The organism is Kitasatospora sp. NPDC127060 (assembly GCF_042724935.1).
In the GTDB taxonomy this organism is placed as follows: Bacteria; Actinomycetota; Actinomycetes; order Streptomycetales; family Streptomycetaceae; genus Kitasatospora.
On record NZ_JBHXEG010000051.1, the window covers coordinates 15,744 to 38,602 of the forward strand.

Annotated in this window: 28 protein-coding genes; 10 read left to right on the forward strand and 18 right to left on the reverse strand. The window is 73.1% G+C overall.

The window, feature by feature from the left end; translation table 11 throughout:
• Positions 1-23 precede the first annotated feature (23 nt).
• The 3 genes from ACFWIS_RS25450 to ACFWIS_RS25460 all read right to left on the reverse strand — a co-directional run bounded on the left by ACFWIS_RS25450 (position 24) and on the right by ACFWIS_RS25460 (position 2,226).
• On the reverse strand, positions 24-551 hold the full coding sequence (locus ACFWIS_RS25450; RefSeq protein WP_380457694.1) for a SixA phosphatase family protein: 528 nt from the start codon (positions 549-551) through the stop codon (positions 24-26).
• A gap of 171 nt (positions 552-722) precedes the next feature.
• Positions 723-845 carry an SGM_5486 family transporter-associated protein gene (locus tag ACFWIS_RS25455; RefSeq protein ID WP_380457692.1) on the reverse strand — a complete coding sequence of 41 codons (123 nt, stop codon included), beginning with the start codon at positions 843-845 and terminating at the stop codon, positions 723-725.
• Positions 846-942: 97 nt separating this feature from the next.
• Positions 943-2,226: a CynX/NimT family MFS transporter gene (locus ACFWIS_RS25460; protein ID WP_380457691.1), complete on the reverse strand. Its 1,284-nt coding sequence runs from the start codon at positions 2,224-2,226 to the stop codon at positions 943-945.
• Positions 2,227-2,349: 123 nt separating this feature from the next.
• Between ACFWIS_RS25460 and ACFWIS_RS25465 the strand changes: the two genes are divergently transcribed.
• A complete protein-coding gene (locus tag ACFWIS_RS25465) occupies positions 2,350-3,024 on the forward strand; it encodes a FadR/GntR family transcriptional regulator (RefSeq protein ID WP_380457689.1) in 675 nt (224 codons plus the stop codon).
• A gap of 124 nt (positions 3,025-3,148) precedes the next feature.
• Here the strand turns inward: ACFWIS_RS25465 and fabI are convergent, their stop codons facing one another.
• On the reverse strand, positions 3,149-3,916 hold the full coding sequence (fabI, locus tag ACFWIS_RS25470; RefSeq protein WP_380457687.1) for an enoyl-ACP reductase FabI: 768 nt from the start codon (positions 3,914-3,916) through the stop codon (positions 3,149-3,151).
• A 2-nt stretch (positions 3,917-3,918) separates the two neighbouring features.
• Positions 3,919-4,638: a 3-oxoacyl-[acyl-carrier-protein] reductase gene (gene fabG / locus ACFWIS_RS25475; protein ID WP_380457686.1), complete on the reverse strand. Its 720-nt coding sequence runs from the start codon at positions 4,636-4,638 to the stop codon at positions 3,919-3,921.
• 316 nt (positions 4,639-4,954) lie between these two features.
• On the opposite strand from fabG, the gene ACFWIS_RS25480 reads away from it, so the two are divergent.
• From ACFWIS_RS25480 to ACFWIS_RS25505, 6 genes are all read left to right on the forward strand, one after another.
• Entirely contained in the window at positions 4,955-6,100 is a 1,146-nt protein-coding gene (locus ACFWIS_RS25480) for an MBL fold metallo-hydrolase (protein ID WP_380457685.1), read from the forward strand.
• 147 nt (positions 6,101-6,247) lie between these two features.
• Entirely contained in the window at positions 6,248-7,849 is a 1,602-nt protein-coding gene (locus ACFWIS_RS25485; protein ID WP_380457683.1) for a TldD/PmbA family protein, read from the forward strand.
• Positions 7,849-9,264: a metallopeptidase TldD-related protein gene (locus ACFWIS_RS25490; protein WP_380457681.1), complete on the forward strand. Its 1,416-nt coding sequence runs from the start codon at positions 7,849-7,851 to the stop codon at positions 9,262-9,264. The genes ACFWIS_RS25485 and ACFWIS_RS25490 overlap by 1 nt, the downstream gene beginning before the upstream one ends.
• Positions 9,265-9,296: 32 nt before the next feature.
• Positions 9,297-9,845 (forward strand): RNA 2'-phosphotransferase, encoded by a 549-nt coding sequence (locus ACFWIS_RS25495; RefSeq protein WP_380457728.1) that lies wholly within the window; start codon positions 9,297-9,299, stop codon positions 9,843-9,845.
• 144 nt (positions 9,846-9,989) lie between these two features.
• Complete coding sequence (locus tag ACFWIS_RS25500; RefSeq protein ID WP_380457679.1) at positions 9,990-10,373, forward strand: DUF3099 domain-containing protein; 384 nt, start codon at positions 9,990-9,992, stop codon at positions 10,371-10,373.
• Positions 10,374-10,638: 265 nt separating this feature from the next.
• On the forward strand, positions 10,639-10,857 hold the full coding sequence (locus ACFWIS_RS25505; protein ID WP_380457677.1) for a hypothetical protein: 219 nt from the start codon (positions 10,639-10,641) through the stop codon (positions 10,855-10,857).
• Positions 10,858-10,896: 39 nt separating this feature from the next.
• Here the strand turns inward: ACFWIS_RS25505 and moaA are convergent, their stop codons facing one another.
• The 4 genes from moaA to ACFWIS_RS25525 form a co-directional block, all read right to left on the reverse strand.
• A complete protein-coding gene (gene moaA, locus ACFWIS_RS25510; protein ID WP_380457675.1) occupies positions 10,897-11,886 on the reverse strand; it encodes a GTP 3',8-cyclase MoaA in 990 nt (329 codons plus the stop codon).
• A 79-nt stretch (positions 11,887-11,965) separates the two neighbouring features.
• Complete coding sequence (locus ACFWIS_RS25515) at positions 11,966-13,573, reverse strand: cation acetate symporter (protein ID WP_380457673.1); 1,608 nt, start codon at positions 13,571-13,573, stop codon at positions 11,966-11,968.
• The gene (locus ACFWIS_RS25520; RefSeq protein WP_380457671.1) at positions 13,570-13,926 is read right to left on the reverse strand and encodes a DUF485 domain-containing protein; all 357 of its coding nucleotides are present in this window, start codon (positions 13,924-13,926) and stop codon (positions 13,570-13,572) included. Before ACFWIS_RS25520 ends, ACFWIS_RS25515 begins: the two co-directional genes overlap by 4 nt.
• A 259-nt stretch (positions 13,927-14,185) precedes the next feature.
• Complete coding sequence (locus tag ACFWIS_RS25525; protein ID WP_380457669.1) at positions 14,186-15,229, reverse strand: zinc-dependent alcohol dehydrogenase family protein; 1,044 nt, start codon at positions 15,227-15,229, stop codon at positions 14,186-14,188.
• A gap of 145 nt (positions 15,230-15,374) precedes the next feature.
• On the opposite strand from ACFWIS_RS25525, the gene ACFWIS_RS25530 reads away from it, so the two are divergent.
• Complete coding sequence (locus ACFWIS_RS25530; RefSeq protein ID WP_380457667.1) at positions 15,375-16,370, forward strand: DEDDh family exonuclease; 996 nt, start codon at positions 15,375-15,377, stop codon at positions 16,368-16,370.
• Between the two features lie 31 nt (positions 16,371-16,401).
• Entirely contained in the window at positions 16,402-17,205 is an 804-nt protein-coding gene (locus ACFWIS_RS25535) for an SURF1 family protein (protein ID WP_380457665.1), read from the forward strand.
• Positions 17,206-17,239: 34 nt separating this feature from the next.
• Here ACFWIS_RS25535 and trxA read toward each other — a convergent pair whose 3' ends face one another.
• The gene (trxA, locus tag ACFWIS_RS25540; protein WP_380457663.1) at positions 17,240-17,569 is read right to left on the reverse strand and encodes a thioredoxin; all 330 of its coding nucleotides are present in this window, start codon (positions 17,567-17,569) and stop codon (positions 17,240-17,242) included.
• A 6-nt stretch (positions 17,570-17,575) separates the two neighbouring features.
• The gene (locus ACFWIS_RS25545; RefSeq protein ID WP_380457726.1) at positions 17,576-17,983 is read right to left on the reverse strand and encodes a MerR family transcriptional regulator; all 408 of its coding nucleotides are present in this window, start codon (positions 17,981-17,983) and stop codon (positions 17,576-17,578) included.
• Between the two features lie 101 nt (positions 17,984-18,084).
• Between ACFWIS_RS25545 and ACFWIS_RS25550 the strand changes: the two genes are divergently transcribed.
• Positions 18,085-18,852 carry an SDR family oxidoreductase gene (locus tag ACFWIS_RS25550; RefSeq protein ID WP_380457661.1) on the forward strand — a complete coding sequence of 256 codons (768 nt, stop codon included), beginning with the start codon at positions 18,085-18,087 and terminating at the stop codon, positions 18,850-18,852.
• A 10-nt stretch (positions 18,853-18,862) separates the two neighbouring features.
• Here ACFWIS_RS25550 and ACFWIS_RS25555 read toward each other — a convergent pair whose 3' ends face one another.
• The 7 genes from ACFWIS_RS25555 to ACFWIS_RS25585 all read right to left on the reverse strand — a co-directional run bounded on the left by ACFWIS_RS25555 (position 18,863) and on the right by ACFWIS_RS25585 (position 22,701).
• Positions 18,863-19,501: an alkaline shock response membrane anchor protein AmaP gene (locus ACFWIS_RS25555; RefSeq protein WP_380457659.1), complete on the reverse strand. Its 639-nt coding sequence runs from the start codon at positions 19,499-19,501 to the stop codon at positions 18,863-18,865.
• Entirely contained in the window at positions 19,498-20,130 is a 633-nt protein-coding gene (locus ACFWIS_RS25560) for a DUF6286 domain-containing protein (RefSeq protein WP_380457658.1), read from the reverse strand. Before ACFWIS_RS25560 ends, ACFWIS_RS25555 begins: the two co-directional genes overlap by 4 nt.
• Entirely contained in the window at positions 20,127-20,480 is a 354-nt protein-coding gene (locus ACFWIS_RS25565; protein WP_380457656.1) for a hypothetical protein, read from the reverse strand. Before ACFWIS_RS25565 ends, ACFWIS_RS25560 begins: the two co-directional genes overlap by 4 nt.
• Positions 20,480-20,671 carry a hypothetical protein gene (locus ACFWIS_RS25570; RefSeq protein ID WP_380457654.1) on the reverse strand — a complete coding sequence of 64 codons (192 nt, stop codon included), beginning with the start codon at positions 20,669-20,671 and terminating at the stop codon, positions 20,480-20,482. The genes ACFWIS_RS25565 and ACFWIS_RS25570 overlap by 1 nt, the downstream gene beginning before the upstream one ends.
• Before the next feature lie 66 nt (positions 20,672-20,737).
• The gene (locus tag ACFWIS_RS25575) at positions 20,738-21,244 is read right to left on the reverse strand and encodes an Asp23/Gls24 family envelope stress response protein (RefSeq protein ID WP_380457724.1); all 507 of its coding nucleotides are present in this window, start codon (positions 21,242-21,244) and stop codon (positions 20,738-20,740) included.
• 186 nt (positions 21,245-21,430) lie between these two features.
• Positions 21,431-22,237, reverse strand: coding sequence for an enoyl-CoA hydratase/isomerase family protein (locus ACFWIS_RS25580; RefSeq protein ID WP_380457652.1), 807 nt, complete (start codon positions 22,235-22,237; stop codon positions 21,431-21,433).
• Positions 22,238-22,467: 230 nt separating this feature from the next.
• Positions 22,468-22,701, reverse strand: coding sequence for a helix-turn-helix domain-containing protein (locus tag ACFWIS_RS25585; protein WP_030059940.1), 234 nt, complete (start codon positions 22,699-22,701; stop codon positions 22,468-22,470).
• Between the last annotated feature and the right edge of the window lie 158 nt (positions 22,702-22,859).

Consider the following 22,859-nt stretch of genomic DNA (forward strand, 5'->3'; position numbering starts at 1 on the left):
GCCCCTCAGACGTGGGACGGAGCTCAGTCCTGCGGCGTGAAGTACGAGACCAGCTCGGCCACGCCCGGCTCGACGAGCTTCCAGGACCCGCTGAAGCTGAGCACCGCGATCGCCGCCGTCGGGAAGCCGCCGAGGCGCAGCCGCTCCAGCGCGTCCCGGTCCCCGGCGTCCCCGGCCAGCACCTGGGTCAGGCCCAGCACACCGGGGTTGTGGCCGACCAGCACCACGTCCGAGTACTCCTCCGGGGTCTCCTGGAGGACGGCGATGATCTCGCCCGGGCTGGCCTCGTAGATCCGGTCCTCGTACACGGTCTTCCGAGCCCGCTTGGGCAGCTCGTGCGCCGCCAGCTTCCAGGTCTCCCGGGTGCGCAGGGCGGTGGAGCAGAGCACGAAGTCGGGGTTGATGCCGGAGTCGACCAGCCAACGGCCGGCGTCCGGGGCCTGGTGGCGGCCCCGGTCGGCCAGCGGCCGATCGTGGTCGTCCACGCCGTTCGGCCAGTCGGCCTTGGCGTGACGGAGAACGATGATCCTGCGGGGCGTGTCGGCGCTCATACCCAGCAAGCTTGGCAGAAAAGCGGCCCGGGGGCGCGATGCTCCCGGTTGCCGCCACTCCCCCGGGTGGTGGGTGCCATCATGGCCCGTTCGCCGGGGCGTCACCGGGAGTACGGCGTGGTAGGGGCGGCGCCACGGGTGTGCGCCGGGCGGGCGCGGTACGGGCGGCGATCAGCCGATCTGGGCGGCGACGGTGGCGATGATCGCCACCAGCACCACGATGCCGCCGATGGCGAGGGCGATGCGGCCGAGCTGTTTGCGGCCGCCGGTGGGGTTCGGGTCGAGAACGGGCATGCCGGGATTCTCCCACCCCGAACACACCCGTCCCGCGCTGGCCCCACCGCCTTGGTCAGGCCTTGACCTTCGACGTCAGGCCTTCCCGACCCGGTCCTCAGGCCTTGACCCGACCCGCCGGCAGGACCGCCTCGTCCTCGATGTGCCGGGCCCGCGCGGCCCGCAGGCCGAACAGCATCTGCGGCACCAGCAGGAGCGCCAGGAAGCCCAGCGGCAGGTACCACTGGCCGGTGGCCTGGTAGATCCGGCCGATCAGGATCGGGCCGGGGATGGAGATCAGGTAGCCGACGCCCTGGGCGAAGGCGGACAGCTGGGCCACCCCGCCGGCGGTCCGGGCGCGCAGCCCGATCATCGTCAGCACCAGCGGGAAGGCGCAGTTGGCCAGGCCCACCAGGACGGCCCACACCCACGGCGCCGCGGCCGGGGCGAGCGCCAGCCCGGAGTACCCGGCGATGCCGCAGGAGGCCAGCACGACCACGAACAGCCGCTGGTCGCCGCGCCGGGCGGCCAGGTTGGGCAGCACGAAGGAGACCGGCACGCCGATCACCATGGTGACCGCGAGCAGCACCCCGGAGGTGCCCTTGTCGATGCCGGAGTCCTGGAAGATCTTCGGCAGCCAGCCCATCACCACGTACGCGCCGGTGGCCTGGAGGCCGAAGAAGCAGGACAGCGCCCAGGCGGTGCGGCTGCGGGTGATCGGCAGCTTGGCGGGGGCGGTGGCGCCGGCGGCCCGCTCGCCGCGCTCGCGCTTGGCGATCAGCACCGGCAGCCAGAGCACCAGGGCGAACGCCCCCAGGCCGGCCCAGACCCCGAGGCCGTAGCGCCAGTCGCCGCCGAGCGCGTTGGTCAGCGGCACGGTGACGGCGGCGGCCAGGGCGGTGCCGGCGGACAGCGCCATGGAGTACAGGCCGATCATCGGACCGACCTTCTCCGGGAAGTACCGCTTGATCACCACCGGCAGCAGCACGTTGGAGACCGCCACCCCGGCCAGGGCGAGCGCGGTGAGCAGCAGGAACACCGCCGTGCCGCCGGCGAAGGAGCGGGCCAGCACGCCGGCCGTGATCGCGCCCATGCCGGCCGTGATCACCGCGATCGGGCCGATCCGGCGGGCCGCGACGGGGGCCGCGAAGCCGAACAGCGCGAAGCACAGCGACGGGACGGCGGTGAGCAGCCCCGCCAGGGTCGGGTTCATGCCCAGGTCGGCGCGGACCTGGTCGAGCAGCGGCCCGAGGCTGGTGACCACGGGGCGCAGGTTGAAGGCGGCGGCGGCGATCGCGACGGCGAACAGCACGCCGAGGTACCTGGCGGAGCCGGTGGGCCGCTCGGTCCGCGGCCGGGCCTCGGTTCGGGGGGAGGCGGTGGTGTCTACTGCGGGAGGCATGGGCACCATCATAGAATGATGGGATGAATTGATGCACCTTGGAATTGGCATGATGTCCCGACCGTTCATCCATCGGCCACCTCCCCTCAGGGCCCACCCACCCCGTAGTCGCAAGGAGTCCCCGTGGCGCTGTCCTCGCCGAGGCGCACCCCGCTGTCCGACCAGGTGATCGCGCAGCTGCGCGCCCAGATCACCTCCGGGGAGTGGCCCGTCGGCTCGCGCATCCCCACCGAGGCCGCCCTGGTCGAACAGCTCGGAGTGGCCCGCAACACCGTCCGGGAGGCCGTCCGCGCCCTCGCCCACAACGGGCTGCTCGACATCCGCCAGGGCTCCGGCACCTACGTGCTCGCCACCAGCGAGCTGGCCGGGGTGATGCACCGCCGCTTCGCCGACGCCGACCAGGCGCAGGTCGCCGAGCTGCGGGCGGCCCTGGAGACCTCCGCGGCCGGCCTGGCCGCACTGCGCCGCACCGAGCGGGACCTCGGCCTGCTGGACGCCGCGCTCGACCGGCGGGAGACCGCCTGGCGCTCCGGCGACGCCGAGGACTTCGTCCAGGCCGACGCCGCCTTCCACCACGCCGTGGTGGCCGCCGCCCACAACGACGTGCTGCTGGCCGTCTACTCCGACCTCGGCGAGGTCACCCGCGCACACCTGCGCAACGACGTCGGCCCCGAGCTGATCGCCGAGCGCTACATCGGCCACGACACCATCCGGGACGCCATCCGCGCCGGCGACGCCCAGCGCGCCTCGGTCGAGGCCGGCCGGGCCATCGGCGCCTGCGCGACCGCCGACGCGTAGCCGGGCCGCCGCCGGGCGGCCCGCCCCGGCCCCGGTGCGTGACCCCGCCTCACGGCCCGACGCGAACGCACCGCTGCCCGGCACCCCTCAGGACGGGGTGCCGGGCAGCGGTGGAGTCAGCCGGTCAGGCGCCGATGGCGTGCAGCCCGCCGTCGACGTGGATGATCTCGCCGGTGGTCTTCGGGAACCAGTCCGACAGCAGCGCGACGACACCGCGGCCGGCCGGCTCCGGGTCGCTCAGGTCCCACTTCAGCGGGGAGCGCTGGTTCCAGGTGTCGGCCAGGTCGCCGAAGCCCGGGATGGACTTGGCAGCCATCGAGCCGATCGGGCCCGCCGAGATCAGGTTGCAGCGGATGTCCCGCTCGCCCAGGTAGCGGGCCAGGTAGCGGTTGGTCGACTCCAGGGCGGCCTTGGCCGGGCCCATCCAGTCGTACTGCGGCCACGCGTACTGGGCGTCGAAGGTCAGGCCGACGACCGAGCCGCCGTCCTGCATCAGCGGCAGCAGCGCCATGGTGAGCGACTTCAGCGAGTACGCCGAGACGTGCATCGCGGTGGCCACGGACTCCCACGGGGTGTCCAGGAAGTTGCCGCCCAGAGCGTCCTGCGGGGCGAAGCCGATCGAGTGGACGATGCCGTCCAGGGTCGGCAGCGTCTCACGGACCTGGTCGGCGATGCCGGCCAGGTCCTCCGGGCTGGAGACGTCCAGCGACAGCACCTTGACCGGCTTCGGCAGCTTCTTGGCGATGCGCTCGGTCAGGCTCGGGCGGGGGAAGGCGGTGAGGATGATCTCGGCGCCCTGCTCCTGGGCGAGCCGCGCGGTGTGGAAGGCGATGGAGGACTCCATCAGCACACCCGTGATCAGGATCCGCTTGCCCTCGAGGATTCCACTCATGCTCAGTGACCCATGCCCAATCCGCCGTCGACGGGAATGACGGCTCCGGTGATGTACGCGGCCTCGTCCGAACCGAGGAACCGCACGGTGGACGCGACCTCGGCGGGCGCCGCGTAACGGCCCAGCGGGACCTCCGCGACGATCTCCGCACGGCGCTCGTCGCTGAGCACGGCGGTCATGTCAGTGTCGACGAAGCCGGGGGCGACCACGTTGACGGTGATGTTGCGCGGGCCGAGCTCGCGCGCCAGGGAGCGGGCGAACCCGACCAGGCCGGCCTTGGAGGCGGCGTAGTTGGCCTGGCCCGGCGAGCCGGAGAGGCCCACCACCGAGGAGATCAGCACGACGCGGCCCTTCTTGGCGCGCATCATCAGCTTCGACGCGCGCTTGACCACCCGGAAGGTACCGGTCAGGTTGGTGTCCACCACGGAGGTGAAGTCGTCCTCGGACATCCGCAGCAGCAGGGTGTCCTTGGTGATGCCCGCGTTGGCGACCAGCACCTGGACCGCGCCGTGCTTCTGCTCGATCTCCGTGAAGGCGGCGTCGACCTGCGCGGCGTCCGTGATGTCGCAGCGCACCGCGAGGACGTCGTACTTCTCCAGGGCCGCGGGCACCTCACCCGAACGGCTGGTGATGGCCACCTTGTCGCCCGCTTCGGCGAAGGCCTGGGCGATCGCGAGGCCGATGCCCCGGTTTCCTCCGGTGACGAGAACCGAGCGGCTCAACGATCCACCTCTCTCCGTACATGAGCGCGTACGTCGGAATGCGTACGCAGTGTGACGCTATCGGGCGGTCGGCGGCGGCGGCGAATCGGGCTCCCACAGCGCCGCACCGGCGGAACTGTCGCAATCCGACAATCCGCGGCCGCTGTTCCGGGCCGTTCCCGGCAGCCCCCCGCAGGCCCGGGAACCGTCCGCGAAAGGGGCCGCTGGGCGGGAACAACACGGGCGGGCGTGCCCGTTGCCCCCGTGGTGCGGGCCGCCCCGGGGCCGGACGTACCCTTCCCCGAAGAGTCCCGGCGAGGAAACGAAGGCAGGGCGCATGACCAAGGCACGGCCCGGGAGCACCTCCCGACGCGGACGACTGCTCGCCCTCACCGCCCTGGCGGCGGGCCTGGGCGCCACCGCCTGGTCGCTGCGCGACCTGCCCGCGGCGTTCGGACGCCGCCCGGACGGCGAGCGCGAGGAGCGGGTGCGCGACTCCCCGCAGTACCGCGACGGCGTCTTCCACAACGCGCCCTCCGCCCTCGCCCGGGCCGGGAGCACCCCGGACTTCGACCGCGACACCGTCCGCCGGATGCTGTTCCAGCGCGAGGGCCGCGTCCCGGCCGGCCCGGTGCCCACCGTCCGCCCCGCCACCGCGGCCGGCCCGGCCGCCGAGGGCGTGGAGATCACCTGGTACGGGCACGCCTCCGCGCTGGTCGAGATCGAGGGCTCGCGCGTCCTGCTCGACCCGATCTGGAGCGACCGCTGCTCCCCCGCCGCCCACGTCGGCCCCAAGCGCCTGCACCCGGTCCCGGTCGAGCTGGAGGAGTTGCCGCCGGTCGACGCGGTGCTGATCTCCCACGACCACTACGACCACCTCGACATGGCGACGGTCAAGCGCCTGGTGCGCAGCCAGTCCGCGCCCTTCGCGGTGCCGCTCGGCATCGGCGGCCACCTGCGCCGCTGGGGCGTCCCCGAGCACCGGATCATCGAGCTGGACTGGGACGAGACCTGCACCCTGGGCGAGCTGGTGCTCACCCTCACCTCCGCCCACCACTTCTCCGGCCGCGGCCTGACCCGCAACACCACCCTGTGGGGCTCCTGGGTGATCGCCGGCCCCAGCCGCAAGGTCTTCTACACCGGCGACTCCGGCTACTTCGAGGGCTACGCCCGGATCGGCGAGCGGCACGGCCCCTTCGACGCCGCGCTGGTGCAGATCGGCGCCTACGACGCGGCCTGGTCGGACATCCACATGACCCCCGAGGACGCCGTCCTCGCCCACCGCGACCTCCGGGCCGGACTGCTGGTGCCGGTCCACTGGTGCACCTTCAACCTGGGCCTGCACCCGTGGGCCGAACCGGTCGAGCGGCTGCTCGCGGAGGCCAAGGTCCAGGCCGTCCCGCTGGCCGTCCCCCGCCCCGGCGAGCGGGTCGACGTGGACAACCCGCCGGAGCTGGACGGCTGGTGGGAGTCCGTCTCCTGACGGAGCCCCGCCCGGCCGCACCCCGCTGGCCGAAACCGCAACGCACCGGGCGGAATGCGCTGGCCGGAAACCCGGTGGACGGGCAATGATGCGGTGCGGGCGCCCCTGCGGCCCCGCATCGCCACCCCCCGCGACCTGGGAGCCCGATTGCCTCCGATCCCTCCGGCCGACGCCACCGGCGCCCCGCACGGGCGCGCCGTCGACCCGCTGTTCCTCGCGCTCCCACTGCGCACCCTCGCCGACGCCGCCCTCGGCCGGGCCCGCCAACTCGGCGCGAGCCACGCCGACTTCCGGCTGGAGCGGGTCCGCAGCGCCTCCCGCCGGCTGCGCGACGCCCGTCCGGCCGGCACCTCCGACAGCGTGCAGCTGGGCTTCGCCGTCCGGGTGCTGCTGGACGGCGCCTGGGGCTTCGCCGCCGGGGTGGACCTCACGCCCGACGCCGCGGCGCAGGTCGCCGCCCAGGCCGTCGCGGTGGCCCGGCTCTCCGGCGGGATCAGCCGGGCGGCCGGGTCCACCGAGCGGGTCGAGCTGGCCGACGAGCCCGTCCACCGGGACGTCACCTGGGTCTCCTCGTACGAGATCAACCCCTTCGAGGTGCCGGACGCCGACAAGACCGCCCTGCTCGCCGACCGCAGCGCCCGGCTGCTGGCCGCCCAGGGGGTCTCGCACGTCGAGGCCGTCCTGCTGACGGTGCAGGAGAACAAGTTCTACGCGGACACCGCCGGCACCGTGACGACCCAGCAGCGGATCCGCACCTACTCCGACCTGACGGCCACCTCGGTCGACGAGCGCACCGGCGCCTTCGACTCGATGTGCACCCTGGCCCCGCCGGTCGGCCGCGGCTACGAATTCGTCACGGGGGTCCGGGGGACGTCCCCCGATGGACGGAGCCCGGCCGCCACCGGGTGGGACTGGGACGCCGAGCTCGCCGAACTGCCCGTCCTGCTGGCCGAGAAGATGAAGGCCCCGAGCGTCGAGGCGGGCCGCTACGACCTGGTCATCGACCCGTCCAACCTCTGGCTGACCATCCACGAGTCGATCGGCCACGCCACCGAGCTGGACCGCGCGCTCGGCTACGAGGCCGCCTACGCCGGCACCTCCTTCGCCACCTTCGACCAGCTCGGCACCCTGAAGTACGGCTCCGAGCTGATGCACGTGACCGGCGACCGCACCGTCGAGCACGGCCTGTCCACCATCGGCTACGACGACGAGGGCGTCGCCACCCAGTCCTGGGACCTGGTCCGGGACGGCGTCCTGGTCGGCTACCAACTCGACCGCAGCATGGCCAAGTTGAAGGGATTCGAGCGCTCCAACGGCTGCGCCTTCGCGGACTCCCCCGGGCACGTCCCGGTGCAGCGGATGGCCAACGTCTCCCTCCAGCCCGCCGCCGACGGCCCGGACACCGAGGGCCTGTTCGCCGGGGTGGAGAAGGGCCTGTACATCGTCGGCGACCGTTCGTGGTCGATCGACCAGCAGCGCTACAACTTCCAGTTCACCGGGCAGCGCGCCTACGCCATCAAGAACGGCGAACTCGCCGGCCAGGTCAAGGACTTCGCCTACCAGGCCACCACCACCGACTTCTGGGGCTCGATGGCGGCCGTCGGCGGCCCGCAGACCTACGTCCTCGGCGGCGCCTTCAACTGCGGCAAGGCGCAGCCCGGCCAGATCGCGGCGGTCAGCCACGGCTGCCCGTCGGCGCTGTTCCGCAACGTCAACGTGCTCAACACCCAGCAGGAGGCGGGTCACTGATGACCGCGACGCAGCCCCACGAACTCGTCGAGCTGGCACTCGGCCTCTCCCGCGCCGACGGCTGTGTGGTGATCGCCGACGAGGAGTCCACCGCCAACCTGCGCTGGGCCGCCCCTCCCAATGGGCTGGGGGGCGCCCTGACCACCAACGGCGTCACCCGCGGCCGCCGCCTCACCGTGATCGCCACCGTGGCCGGCGCCGAGGGCACCGCCTCCGGCGTGGTCTCCCGCGAGGCCGTCACCGCCGAGGACGTCGAGGGCCTGGTCCGGGCCGCCGAGGACGCCGCCCGAGCGGCCGGCCCGGCCGAGGACGCCCAGCCGCTGGTCGACGGCCGGCCGGCCTCCCCGGACTTCACCCAGCCGCCCGCCGAGACCTCCATCGAGGTGTTCGAGGCCTTCGGCCCGGCCCTCGGCGAGGCCTTCGCCCGCGCCGCCGCCCAGGGCGAGCTGCTCTACGGCTTCGCCCGGCACGAGGTCACCACCAGCTACCTGGGCAGCTCCACCGGCCTGCGGCTGCGCCACGACCAGCCCACCGGCATGGTCGAGATCAACGGCAAGACCGCCGACCTCACCGGCTCGGCCTGGGTCGGCGCCGCCACCCGGGACTTCACCGACATCGACGTCGAGGCCCTGCACACCGAGCTCACCAAGCGGCTCGGCTGGGGCGCCCGCCGGATCGACCTGCCGGCCGGGCGGTACGAGACGCTGCTGCCGCCCTCGGCCGTCGCCGACCTGATGATCAACCTCCACTGGTCCGCCGGCGGCCGGGACGCCGCCGAGGGCCGGACGGTCTTCTCCCGGCCCGGCGGAGGCACCCGGCTCGGCGACAAGCTCGCCGCCCTGCCACTGACCCTGCGCGCCGACCCGGACGAACCCGGCCTGGAGGCCGCCCCGTTCGTCCTGGCGCACAGCAGCGGCGGTGACGTCTCGGTCTTCGACAACGGCGCGCCGATCACCGCCACCGAGTGGATCCGCGAGGGCGTACTGACCGACCTGGTCACCAGCCGCCACGCGGCCGGCCTCACCGGCCTGCCGCTGCGCCCGGCGATCGACAACCTGGTACTGGAGACCGCCGACCAGGAGTCGGCGCCGACCCTGGACGAGATGATCGCCCGCACCGAGCGCGGCCTGCTGCTCACCTGCCTCTGGTACATCCGCGAGGTGGACCCGGCGACGCTGCTGCTCACCGGCCTCACCCGGGACGGCGTCTACCTGATCGAGAACGGTGAAGTAGTCGGCGCCGTCAACAACTTCCGGTTCAACGAGTCCCCGGTCGACCTGCTCGGCCGGATCACCGAGGCGGGCCGCACCGAACGCTGCCTGCCCCGCGAGTGGAGCGACTACTTCACCCGCGCCGCGATGCCACCCGTGCGTGTCGCGGACTTCAACATGAGTTCGGTCAGCCAGGCCTCATAGCCGCTGACCAACGGGGGGATATGAACACCATGATGGACGAGAAGCGGCTGGTCAGATCGAGCAAGATGCTGTCGCGCATCCTGCGGCACGAGCCGGAGCTGGTGGGGATCACGCTGGACTCCTCCGGCTGGGTCCGGGTCGACGTCCTGCTCGGCGCCCTCGCGGCGAAGGGCCGGCCGCTCACCAGGACCGAACTGGACCACGTCGTGGCCGGCAACGACAAGCGCCGCTTCGGCTACTCCGCGGACGGCCTCTCGATCCGCGCCAACCAGGGCCACACGGTGGCGGTCGACCTCGGTCTGACCGCCACCGCGCCGCCCCACGTGCTCTACCACGGCACCGCCGACCGCCACCTGGCCTCGATCTTCCGCGAGGGCCTGCGCCCGATGGCCCGGCAGGACGTGCACCTGTCGGCGGAGACCGAGACGGCCACCCGGGTCGGCGCCCGGCACGGCCGCCCGGTCGTGCTCACCGTGAACGCGGCCGCGATGGCGGCGGCCGGCCACGAGTTCCGGCTCAGCGAGAACGGCGTCTGGCTCACCGACGCCGTCCCCCCGCAGTACCTGTCCCGCCGCTCCTAGCCGCCCCTGCCGCCGTACGGCTCCCTACCACGCCCGACCGGGTGGGCTCCGCCCACCCGGTCTCGTCGTCCCCGGCTCCCCGGCGTACCGTGAGGAGGTCGTGCGGATCGGCGCGCGGGTGCGTGGACGAGGGCGGTAGGACACATGGGCAAGAGCGCCGAGGGCGGACGGGTCTACCGGATCACGGGGGCGCGCAGCAGCCTCTCCGAGGACGTCCGGGGGCGCCAGCGCCGCTACGTCATCTCGATGCTGATCCGCACCGCCTGTGTCCTGCTCGCGGTGGTGCTGTGGGACGTCGAGCGCTGGCTGGCCTTCGCCGCCCTGGGCGGCGGCGTGCTGCTGCCGTACTTCGCGGTGCTGATCGCCAACGCCGGCCGGGAGCAGGCGCCCGGGCTGCCGAGCACCTTCGACTTCCCAGCCGACACCCAGCTGATGCTCGGCCCGGGTGGTACGGGTGGGGCTGGTGCGCCTGCTGGTACAGGACAGGCAAAGCCCGCTGGCACCGAAACTTCACAGGGCACCGCCTGACCGTCCCGTTTAAGGGGATTGAGCCTGGATCGGCTCGGCGAAAGCTCAAAAGAAGCTCAGATTAATCATGCAAGACCTCCCCAACCGAGCCCTCCGGCGTGACATACTGCGTACGCGCTCCGCATCCCCCGTCGGAGCGACGGACCGACGCCGGGCAGCTCCCCCCGTGGCTGCCCGGCGTCGCCATGCCCGGATCCGGGCGGGCCGGGCCGGCGTGGCAGACTGGCGGTGACGACGCGCCCGCCGAACACCGAGGACGGCCCCGATGGACACCCCGCAGACCCCGATCTGCTCCGCCAAGGGCTGCCGGGCGGACGCCCACTGGGTGCTGGTGTGGAACAACCCCAAGCTGCACACCCCGGACCGTCGCAAGACCTGGCTCGCCTGCGACGAGCACCGCGAGCACCTGTCCCAGTTCCTGGGCGTGCGCGGCTTCCTCAAGGAGGTCGTCGCCTTCGCCGACTGGACTCCCGCGGACAGCTAGGCCCCCATCCGACCGATCCTGCTGGACAGGACCGAGCGCCTAACCGCCGATCGCCGACATCGGCCGATCGGGCTGGTGGAACTCCGGGTCGTCGATCCCGGCCCCGGCCTTCTTCCCCCACATCGCCGCCCGCCAGAGTGCGGCCAGCTCCGCATCGTCCGCCCCCGAGCGCAACGCGGTGCGCAGGTCGGTCTCCCCGGTGGCGAACAGGCAGTTGCGCACCTGGCCGTCGGCGGTCAGCCGGGTCCGGTCGCAGGCCCGGCAGAACGGCCGGGTGACGGAGGCGATCACCCCGACCCGGCCCGCCCCGCCGTCCACCACCCAGCGCTCGGCGGGCGCCGCGCCCCGGCGGGCGGACGGCTCGGGGGTGAGCGCGAAGCGAGCCTGGAGCAGCTCCAGGATCTCCCCCGCGGTGATCATCGACGAGCGGTCCCAGCCGTGCTGGGCGTCCAGTGGCATCTGCTCGATGAAGCGCAGCTCGTAGCCCCGCTCCAGGCACCAGGCCAGCAGGTCGGCCGCCTCGTGGTCGTTGACCCCGCGCATCAGCACCGCGTTCAGCTTCACCGGCGCCAGCCCGGCCTCCTCGGCGGCGGCCAGCCCGTCCAGCACGTCCTGGTGGCGCCGACGGCGGGTGAGGGTGAAGAACACCTCGGGGTCGAGGGTGTCCAGCGAGACGTTGACCCGGTCCAGTCCGGCCTCGCGCAGCGCCGTCGCGGTCCGGGCCAGCCCGATGCCGTTGGTGGTCAGCGACAGTTCGGGGCGCGGCTCCAGGTCGGCGCAGGCGGCCACGATCGCGACCAGTCCGGGGCGCAGCAGCGGTTCGCCGCCGGTGAAGCGGACCTCGCGCACGCCCAGCTCGCACACGGCGAGGGTGACCAGCCGGACGATCTCCTCATCGGTCAGCAGATCGGGCTTGGCCAGCCACTGCAGCCCTTCCTCGGGCATGCAGTAGGTGCAGCGGAGATTGCACCGGTCGGTCAGGGAGACCCGCAGGTCGACGGCGCGTCGTCCGAAGGTATCGAGCAGCACGTGCGTCCCTTCCCGAAAAGCGGCCGGCCCGGCCACCGTCGCGGCGGGTGGCCGGGCCAGCATAGTCATGCCGGAACGATCAGTGGGCGCCCAGCCCGGTCAGCGATCGGACCTCGAGTTCAGCGTACTTGCCCGGGTCGGAAGGTTCCTTGGACAGGAGCGTGCCCAGCCAACCGGCCAGGAATCCGATCGGGATGGAGACCAGCCCGGGGTTCTCGAGCGGGAACCAGTGGAAGTCGGAGTCCGGGAAGAGCGAGGCCTTGGCGCCCGAGACCACCGGGGAGAAGACCACCAGCAGCAGCGAGCTGACCAGGCCGGCGTAGACCGAGCTGACCGCGCCGGCGGTGGTGAAGCGCTTCCAGAACAGCGAGTAGAGCAGGGTGGGCAGGTTCGCCGAGGCCGCCACCGCGAAGGCCAGCGCCACCAGGGCGGCGGTGTTGAGCTTGTCCGCGAAGAGGCTGAGCACGATCGAGACCGCCCCGATCCCCACGGCCGCCCACTTCGCCGACCGCACCTCCTCCCGTTCGCTCGCCTTCCCCCGCCGGATCACATTGGCGTAGAGGTCATGGGCGAAGGAGGCCGAGGAGGCCAGGGTGAGCCCGGCGACCACGGCCAGGATGGTGGCGAAGGCGACCGCCGAGATCACCGCGAGCAGGATCGCCCCGCCGGTGCTGCCACTGCCGCCGCCGAGCGCCTCGGCCAGCTGAGGGGCGGCCGTGTTGCCGGCCGCGTTGGCCGCCTTGATCTCCTTTGAGCCGACCAGGGCCGCGGCGCCGAAGCCGAGCGCCAGGGTCATCAGGTAGAAGACGCCGATGATGCCGATCGCCCAGAGCACCGACTTACGGGCCGCCTTGGCGGTGGGCACGGTGTAGAAGCGGACCAGGATGTGCGGCAGGCCGGCGGTGCCGAGCACCAGGGCGATGCCGAGGCTGATGAAGTCGAGCTTCGCGGTGCCGGTGCCGTACTTCTGCCCGGGTTGCAGGAAGGCCTCGCCCTTGCCGCTGGCGCTGGCCGCCGCGCCGAGCAGCTCGGACGGGTTGAAGTGGTACTTGGCCAGCACCAGGACGGTCATCAGCGCGGCGCCGGCGATCAGCAGCACGGCCTTGACGATCTGCACCCAGGTGGTGCCCTTCATGCCCCCTATCACCACGTAGACGATCATCAGGGCGCCGACTCCGACGATGGTCCAGCGCTTGGCGGCGTTCCCCTCGGCCCCGAGCAGCAGCGCCACCAGCGTCCCTGCGCCGACCATCTGGGCCAGCAGGTAGAAGATCGACACCACGATCGTGGACACGCCCGCGGCGGTGCGCACCGGGCGCTGGCGCATCCGGAAGGCCAGCACGTCCGCCATGGTGAACCGGCCCGAGTTGCGCAGCGGTTCGGCGATCAGCAGCAGCGCGACCAGCCAGGCGACCAGGAAGCCGATCGAGTACAGGAAGCCGTCGTAGCCGGCCAGTGCGATGGTGCCGGCGATACCGAGGAAGGAGGCGGCGGACATGTAGTCGCCGGAGATGGCCAGGCCGTTCTGGAATCCGGTGAAGCCGCGGCCGCCGGCGTAGAAGTCGGCGGCGCTGCGGTTCTGCCGCCCGGCCCACACGGTGATGGCCAGGGTCGTCAGCACGAACAGCCCGAACAGGGCCATCGTCAGGCCGCGGTGATCGGTGGCGGAACTGGCGAGCAGTGTCATTCGGCGGACTCCCGGGGGGCATGGAGGACTGCGCCGTGGGCCTCGCGGATCGCGGCGGCGGGCGGGTCGATCCGCCGGTCCGCGTAGCGGGCGTACCAGCCGGCGATGACGAAGGTGGTGACGAACTGCAACAGCCCGAGCACCAGGGCCACGTTGATGTGCCCGACGACCTTGGTGCCCATCAGCCCGGGGGCGTAGCAGGAGAGCAGGACGTAGAGCAGGTACCAGAGCACGAAGCCGATGGTGACCGGGAAGGCGAAGCTCCGGAACGAGCGCCGCAGGGTACGGAACTCCTCGCTGTCGTCGATGAGTTGGACTTCCGTAGCGGTAGTGGTGATCGGCGGCGAATCCACTCTGTCTCCTCACTCCTTCGGCGTAGCGGTCACACGAGGGGACCAATCGAACGTGAGGGACGTCACATTCCTCGTGTGCGCCGCGCAATGCTAGGAGCGTCGTGCCCACCCCGGAAGGGGTTGACCGCGATCAGCCAGTCGTTCACCCCCTCGCACCATCCAAATGGCCGAAAACAGCTACTCGCGCCCCCCTCGAATCGGACCGCGACAACCGAAAGGGGCGACACCGTCCAACGGTGCCGCCCCTGTTGACGGAGCATCAGAACGCGATGCGGACCTTCAGCGCGGAACGGTCGTCCATCGCCCGGTAGCCGTCCGGCACACCGTCCAGGTCCACCGTCCGGTCGAAGACCAGGCCCGGCTCGATCGCGCCCGAGAGCACGTCCGGCAGCAGCTCGGGGATGTATGCGCGGGCCGGTGCGACGCCGCCGTTGAGCGAAACGTTTCGGCCGAACATCTGGCCGATGTCGACGCCCGCGCTGCCGCCGTGCGGCACCCCCACGTAACCGACCGCGCCGCCGTCCCGGGCGATCGAGATCGCCGTCCGCATCGACTCCTCGGTACCGACCGCCTCGAGCACCGCCTGGGCGCCCAGCCCGCCGGTCAGCTCCTTCACGGCCTCGATCGCGGCGTCGCCGCGCTCGGCCACCACGTCGGTGGCCCCGAAGCGCCGGGCCAGCTCCGTCCGGGCGGGGTGCCGGCCCAGCGCGATGATCCGGCCCGCGCCCAGCCGGTGCGCCGCCAGCACGCCGCACAGGCCCACCGCCCCGTCGCCGACCACCGCGACCGTCGCGCCCGGGCGCACCCGGGCCGACACCGCCGCGTGGTGCCCGGTGGACATCACGTCGGACAGCGCCAGCAGCCCCGGCAGCAGCTTCTCGTCGCCCGCCGCCTCGTTCGGCAGCTTCACCAGCGTCCCGTCCGCGAACGGCACCCGGACCGCCTCGCCCTGGCCGCCGTCCGAGCCGACCTCGCCCCAGAACCCACCGTGCGGGCAGGAGGTCTGCAGGCCCTCGCGGCAGAACTCGCAGACGCCGTCCGACCAGACGAAGGGGGCGACCACCAGGTCGCCCTTCGCGAAGCCGCGGACCTCCGCGCCGGCCTCCTCGACCACACCCAGGAACTCGTGCCCGATCCGCTGCCCGGCCACCCGCTGGGCCACCCCGCGGTAGGCCCACAGGTCACTGCCGCAGATGCAGGCGTTCACCACCCGGACCACGGCGTCCGTCGGGTGCTTGATCACCGGGTCCGGTACCTCTTCGATCCGGATGTCGTTCGGTCCGTGGATCACCGTGGCGCGCATGCGTTCTTCCTCACACAAATCCGGCCGGACGGCCGGAAACGAACTCGACCAGGTGTACGACACCCCCGTCACTCACTCTATTCCGGCCCTGGGATCGGAACATTTCGACCGGACCCGACCACTGCGCCCCTTATCCTGTTGGACCATGCAACCGATCCAGCCCGAGACGTACGGCGCGCAGCGGACCGCCCCGGTCCCCGCCCAGCGCTCCGCCGCCCCCGCCGAGGGCTTCGCGGTGGTCGACGTCGAGACCACCGGTCTCGGCCGCTCCGACCGCGTCATCTCGGCGGGCGTCTACCAGCTGGACGGCGACGGCGAGGTGACCGACCACTGGTACACCCTGGTCAACCCCGAGCGGGACCCCGGCCCGGTCTGGATCCACGGCCTCACGGCCGAACTGCTCTCCGGCGCCCCGACCTTCCCCGAGATCGCCGACGAGTTCGCCGGGCTCCTGCGCAACCGCGTCCTGGTCGCGCACAACGCGCTCTTCGACTGGAACATGATCTCCCGCGAGTTCTCCCGGGCCGGCCGCAGCGCCCCGGTCGAGCAGCGGCTCTGCACCATGGTCCTCTCCCGCGACCTGCGCCTCCCGCTGCCCAACGGCAAGCTCTCCTCGCTCGCCGCCCACTTCGGCGTCCAGCAGCGCCACGCCCACAACGCCCTGGACGACGCCCGGGTGCTCGCCGAGGCCTTCCGCCCCAGCCTGCGCCTGGCCCGGCTGGCCGGCCTCCCGCTCCCGCTGCAGACCTGCGTCGCGGTCACCGACCTCGGCGAGGACGAGCCCGCCACCCCCGGCCGCGGCAACTGGACCGGCTCCCAGTACCGCCAGGCCAAGAAGCGCCCGCCCTGCCCGTACCCCAACCCGGGGCGCTGGGAGGACGGCAAGCCGCTGGTCCAGGGCATGCGGGTGGCCTTCACCGGCGACACCGCCACCGACCGCGAGGTGCTGGAGGACCGTGCCGCCGAGGCCGGCCTGCACATCGCCACCTCGGTCAGCCGGCTCACCAGCCTGCTGGTCACCAACGAGCCGACCAGCTGGAGCGGCAAGGCCCGAAAGGCCCGCGACGTCGGCACCCCGGTGGTCACCGAGGACGCCTTCCTCCAACTCCTGCGCGAGGTCGCCCCGCACCCCGGTGCGTGAGCCGGTTGTGAGGTCGGCGTACCGTTCCCATGTGTACCGTTTTCTGCTGACCCGACAGTGGCTGATCACCATGCTGATCGCGCTGCTGCTGATCCCCGCGACGATCAAGCTGGGCTTCTGGCAGCTGCACCGCCACGAGGCGCGGGTGGCCCGGAACGAGCTGATCGGCAAGGCCCTCACGGCCTCGCCGGTGCCCTTCGACAGCCTGTCCGCGACCCCCGGCGCCGCGGTGCCGTCCGCCCTCACCTGGCACGCCGTGACGGCCACCGGACAGTACGACCCGGCACACGAGTTCGTGGTCCGCAAGCGGACCGACTCCAACGGAACCCTCGGCTACTTCGTCGTCACCCCGCTGAAGCTCTCCGACGGCAAGGGCACCGTCCTGATCAACCGCGGCTGGGTCCCCTCCGGCGACGGCGCCACCCAGTACCCGCCCGTCCCGGCCGCCCCGGCCGGCGAGGTCACCCTCACCGGCCGGCTGCGCTCCGACGAGACCACCGGCAGCAGCGGCGGCTGGGTCAAGGACCGGGCCGGCCTCCCCGACCGCCAGTTCAACCTGATCAACTCCGAACAGCAGGCCAAGGAGAGCGGCACCCCCCTCCTCAGCGGCTACCTGGAACTCACCGCCACCTCCCCGGCCCCGGCCGACCAGCCCGAGCTGATCCCCGAGCCCAACCACTCCGACATCGGCCCGCACATGGCCTACGCGATCCAGTGGTGGCTGTTCACCGCGATGATCCCGGTCGGCGTCTGGGTGCTGATCCGCCGCGAGGCCAAGGACCGCGCCAAGCAGGCCGCCGAACCCGAGGTCGCCCTCGACGCCCTCCCGGCCTGAGCACTCGACGCCCTACCGGCCCGGGGACGCACCTCTAGAGCACGTCCGCCAACTCCCGCAACAGTCGGGCCTTCGCCCGCGCCCCCACCACCGACCGCACCGGCAGGCCGTCCCGGAACAGCATCAGCGTCGGCATCGACAGCACCCCGTACGCCGCCTGGGTCCGGGGGTTGCGGTCCACGTCGACGCTCACCACCCGCATCCGGTGCGCCTCCTCCCGCGCGACGTCCGCCAGCACCGGCGCCATCATCCGGCACGGCGGGCACCAGTCCGCCGTGAAGTCGACCAGCACCGGCCCTTCGGCCGCCAGCACCTCCGCCGCGAACGTCTCGTCCGTCACAGCCGGCACACCCACGATCTCCACCGTCGTCTACTCCTCCGCGAGTTCACACTGGGGCGGCTGCTCGGCGGCCGCGAGGTCGTCCCGCGCCCGGACGGCCCGCTCGAACTGCCCGGCCACCCGCACCCGGACGTCCTGGAGGCGCGCGATGCACTCGTCCAGCTCGGCCAGCTTCCGCCGGTACACCTCCAACGAGGCCGGGCAGGAGTCCCCTTCCGGGTGCCCCGCCCGCAGACACTCCACGAACGGCCGGGTCTCCTCCAGTCCGAACCCGAAGTCCTGCAGCATCCGGATCTCCCGCAACAGCCGCAGGTCCTCCTCCCCGTACGCCCGGTACCCGTTGCCCGCCCGCCGGGCCGGCAACAATCCCAACTGCTCGTAGTACCGCAACGCCCGCGTGGTCGTCCCCGCCCGCTCCGCCAACTCCCCGATCCGCACGCCGACCCACTCCTTCCGAACAACCGCCACCGACGCTAAACCTTCCCCCCGACGTCAACGCCAGTGCGAACGCGCGGGTCGGCTCCCGGCAAGATGTCCCCATGGATCTCGGACTCACCAACAAGGCCTACATCGTCACCGGCGCCACCCGGGGCCTGGGCCTCGCCGCCGCCCGCGAACTCGTCGCCGACGGCGCCCACGTGCTCATCAGCGGCCGCACCCGGCAGGCCGTCGACGCCGCCGTCACCGAGCTCGGCGCCCTCGGCTCCGGCACCGCCCACGGCCTGGTCGCCGACAACGCCGCCCCCGACACCGCCGAGCGCCTGATCGCCGAGGCCACCACCCGCTTCGGCCGCTTCGACGGCATCCTGATCAGCGTCGGCGGCCCCCAGGCCGGCCCCGTCGAGACCACCCCCGAGTCCGCCTGGCGCGACGCCTTCGAGTCCGTCTTCCTGGGCGCCCTGCGCCTGGCCCGCGCCGCGGCCGCCGCCCTGCCCTCCGGCGGCGTGATCGGCTTCGTGCTCTCCAGTTCGGTCCGCCAGCCGATCCCCGGCCTCGGCATCTCCAACGGCCTGCGCCCCGGCCTCGCGATGGCCGCCAAGGCCCTCGCCGACGAACTCGGCCCCCGTGGCATCCGGGTGCTCGGCCTGCTCCCCGCCCGGATCGACACCGACCGGGTCCGCGAACTCGACGCCCTGGCCGCGGACCCCGAGGCCGCCCGCGCCCAGCACAGCGCCGGTATCCCGCTGGGCCGTTACGGCACCCCCGAGGAGTTCGGCAAGGTCGCCGCCTTCCTGCTCTCCCCCGCCGCCTCCTATCTGACGGGCCTGATGGTCCCCGTCGACGGCGGCGCCCTCCGTTCGCTCTGAGTCCGAGCCCCTACTCCAGCTGACGACGCTCCCGCCGGCCGCGGCGCCGCCGCCCGGCGGGGGCCTCCTGCAGCACCCGGATCCGCAGGTCGGCGGGCAGCTCCGCCAGTCCCAGGCTCCGTACGGCGTCCGCCCGCGGCCCGTCCTCGAAGTGCTCCACCAGCCCGACCGGGTCCCCGCCCGGTGTCAGCCGCACGGCGCCGCGCAGCCGCGGATGCCCGGGTGCCCTCACCAGCCGCACCCCCGCCCGCTCGACCTCCGGCAGCACCGCCGTGCCGTGCTCCAGTGCCTCCTCCAGCGCCCGCGAGTTCACCCGCATCCGCAGTCCGCCCACCCCGGGCGTCGGCACCGCGATGTGGGCCAGCCCGGTCCGCCGCAGCTGGGCCACCAGCCACCAGGCCATCCCGAGGACCAGCACCGAGAGCCCGCCGATCACCGTCGGCCACCACCACGAGGAGCCGACCCAGCGCCCCCGGGAGCGCGCACTGACCACCGGCTGGTCCGGGGAGGTCAGCGGCCACCAGCCCGGCGGGTGGACCCCGAGCCGCCGGTACAGGTCCAGCCCGCCCGCCAGCACCAGCACCCCGACGCCCAGCAGCACCGCGCCCACCAGCCCCAGCAGCACCCGGTTGACGACCGTCCGCCTCATTCCGACGCCTCCCCCGCCCGTTCCGGCCCACCGTCGGCCACCGCGCCGTCCGCCACCACACCGGCCGACCCGCGCCAGGACCGCACGTCCAGCCGCAGCGGCCGAGCCAGCCCGACCCGCGCCAGTTCCTCGCGCAGTTGCCGCTGCACCGCCGCCGGATCCACCGGCCCGTTCACCGACACCCGCACCCGCCGCCGCCCGACCCGGATCCGCAGCCGGTCGACGCCGTCCAGCCCGGCGGCCCGGTCCGCCAGCAGGTGCCCGATCCCGGCCCGCTCGATCGCCGCTGCCGTCCCCCCGTACGGCCGCAGCACCAGCCACCGCCGCAGCCCGGGCGCGAACGCCAGCCACAGCAGCCACCCCCCGGCGAGGGCCGACACCCCGGCCCCCACCAGCACCCACAGGTCGTCCAGGTGCCGCGTGGCCAGCTCGTCGGCGATCTGCGCCCGCCACCGCCGGGCCGGCTGCCCGGCCCGCACCGCGACCGTGTCGTACAGCAGCGCCCCGGCCACCACCAGCACCACCGTGGCGACCAGCGCCGCCGTGGCCGCCCGCCCCGCCCGCAGCCGGGGCACCTTGCCCGGCCGCTCGGCCGCCACCGGTCCGGGGGCCTCCAGGTCCGTACTCACCTCGCTCCCCCGGCGACCAACTTCTCGACCACCACGACCACTTCGGACACCTTCGTCCCGGTCAGCCCGACCACCTGCGCCGCCACCCGGTCCCGTACGCCCCGGGCGAGGCCCGCGAGGTCGGCGGGGAAGGGCAGCTCGACGGCCACCCGGACGGTCACGGTGCTGCCCGGCCGGGCCACCGACACCCGGGGCGGCGCCCCCTTCACCGACCGTCCGGCCCAGGCCTGGGCGAGCACCTCCCGGGCCGCCTGCGCGGCGATCCGCTCGTACACCCGGTCGGCGACCCGCAACCGCCCCCGGCGCGCGGCACCGGGGGCAGGGGCGGGGGCCGGGACGACGGCCCCCATCAGTGCCGCCGGTCGCGGCCGCGGAGCAGGTCCCCGAGGTCGCCGAGGTCGATGTCACCCTCCAGCAGTCGCCCTGCCACGAAGCCGACCAGTCCGAGCGCCGCCACCAGCAGGAACGCCGCGAACCCGCCGAAGTACCCGGCGAAGCCGAGGGCCATGCCCACCACCAGGCCGACGATGGCCAGGTTCATCCGCTACTCCCTCGTCCTCCGCCGGAAGCCGGCGCCGAAAGCCCCGGGCGGCCCCGCGGCCGGGTGCTACTTGAGCTTGGGCCGCTGCCCCGGTGCCGGCACCGGTTCCTCTTCCTCCTCGAACTCCGGTTCGTCCGGGAGGTGGACGTCGTTGACCGCGATGTTGACCTCGACGACCTCCAGGCCGGTCATCCGCTCGACCGCGTCGATGATGTTCTCCCGTACCTGGCGGGCGAGTTCGGGGATCACCACGCCGTACTCGACCACCAGGGCGATGTCGATGGCGGTCTGCTTCTCGCCGACCTCGGCCTTGATCCCGCGCCCGATGCTGGACTTGCCGCCGGGCACCCGGTCCCGCATCGCGCCGAAGGTACGGGCCAGGCCGGAGCCCAGCGCGTGGATGCCGGTGACCTCTCGGGCGGCCATCCCGGCGATCTTCTCCACCACGCCTACCGCCAGCGCCGTACGGCCGCGCTCGGCGGGCGGCCGACCGCCCTCCCCGCCCGCGCCGGAGGCGGGCCTGGCACCGGTGTGCGGGCCGGGCGTCGGCGCACCGCCGGGGTTCTTGTGCATGGTCGCGGGCGTCGGAGTGTCAGGCATGGGGCGCATCTCCCTCGTAGCGGCTCCAGCTATATCGCAAACCTCCCCAACTCTGGCATTTCGCCACGGACCCCGCCCGCCGAGCGCACCCACGGGAACGCCGGAGGCCCGGCCCCGGGGCTTTCCCCTGGGCCGGGCCTCCGGGCGGAGACGCGGAGGTCAGTCGCCGATTCCGGCGAGTTCCCGCAGCCGTCGGGCCTGGGCCGCCCGTTCGGCCGAACGCTGCTCGTCGTACGACCGTCCGGAGGCTCCCTGCAGCAGCGCCTTGGTCTCGATCACGGCCCCGCGCGGCGCGGCCAGCAGCGCGGCGGCGAGGTCCCGGGCGGCGGCGTCCAGCTCGGCGCCGGGCACGGCCAGGTTGGCCAGCCCGGTCGCGACGGCCTCCTCCGCACCGACCCAGCGGCCGGTCGCGCAGATCTCCAGCGCCCGGGCGTAGCCGACGAGTTCGACCAGCGGCTTGGTTCCGGCCAGGTCGGGGACGAGTCCGAGCGAGGTCTCCTTCATCGCGAACTGCACGTCGTCGGCGACCACCCGCAGGTCGCAGCCGAGGGCGAGCTGGAAGCCCGCGCCGACGGCATGGCCCTGGACGACGGCGATGGTGACCAGGTCGGCACGGCGCCACCAGGTGAAGGCCTCCTGGTAGGCGGCGATGGCGTCGTCCAGCTCCTGGTCGGCGGAGCCGGCCAGCTGCAGGAAGGTGGGCTCACCGGGGATGCCCTCGGGAGTGAACATGGCCCGGTCCAGGCCGGCCGAGAAGGACACCCCTTCGGCGCGCAGCAGCACGACCCGCACGGTGCCGGGCAGCTCACGGCCGGCCTGGGCGAGGGCGCGCCAGAGCGCGGGCGACTGGGCGTTGCGCCGCTTGGGCTGACAGAGGGTGACGACGGCGAGCTCGCCGTCGATCTCCAGCCGGACGCCGTCCCGCTCCCAGCTCGGGGCCTGCGGGTCGATGGCGGGGGCGGTCATGCGGGAACCTCCGGTGGCGGGGGACGTGGCTACCGGAGAGTAACAAACCTGGGCGCGGACGGGCAGGCCCCGGCCCGGAAAGATCGGAACGGGCACGGGGGCCCCGGTCCGGACATGACGATCGGCGGCCGGTCCGCTCGACCCGAGGGCGGACGCCCAGCTGCGGTCAGCTGTCGTCTCCTCGGCCGGCGCCCTGCCGCCGCGCCATCCAGCTCAGAGCTGACGGACCGTCAGGAACCGGCTCCGGCAGTCGCCTTGTTCTTGCCCCGCGTGGCACCACCGCGGCCCCGGAGGATTACTCCGGACTCGCTCAGCATCCGGTGCACGAAGCCGTACGAACGACCGGTCTCCTCCGCGAGAGCGCGAATGCTCGCCCCGGAGTCGTACTTCTTCTTGAGATCGGCCGCGAGCTTCTCACGCGCGGCACCGGTCACCCGGCTGCCCTTTTTCAGAGTCTCGGCCACCCGTGCCTCCTCGTAGCGTTGCTCGGTCAGATTCCCATGATCACCCATCCACCGCGTCCTGGCCACCCATTCGACAAGGTCGATGTCGCAAATGCGTGGTCCTGCGGTGGTGATCCGAGCGCACCAGGGCGCTCACGCAGAGTGCACGCCCCCGGGCC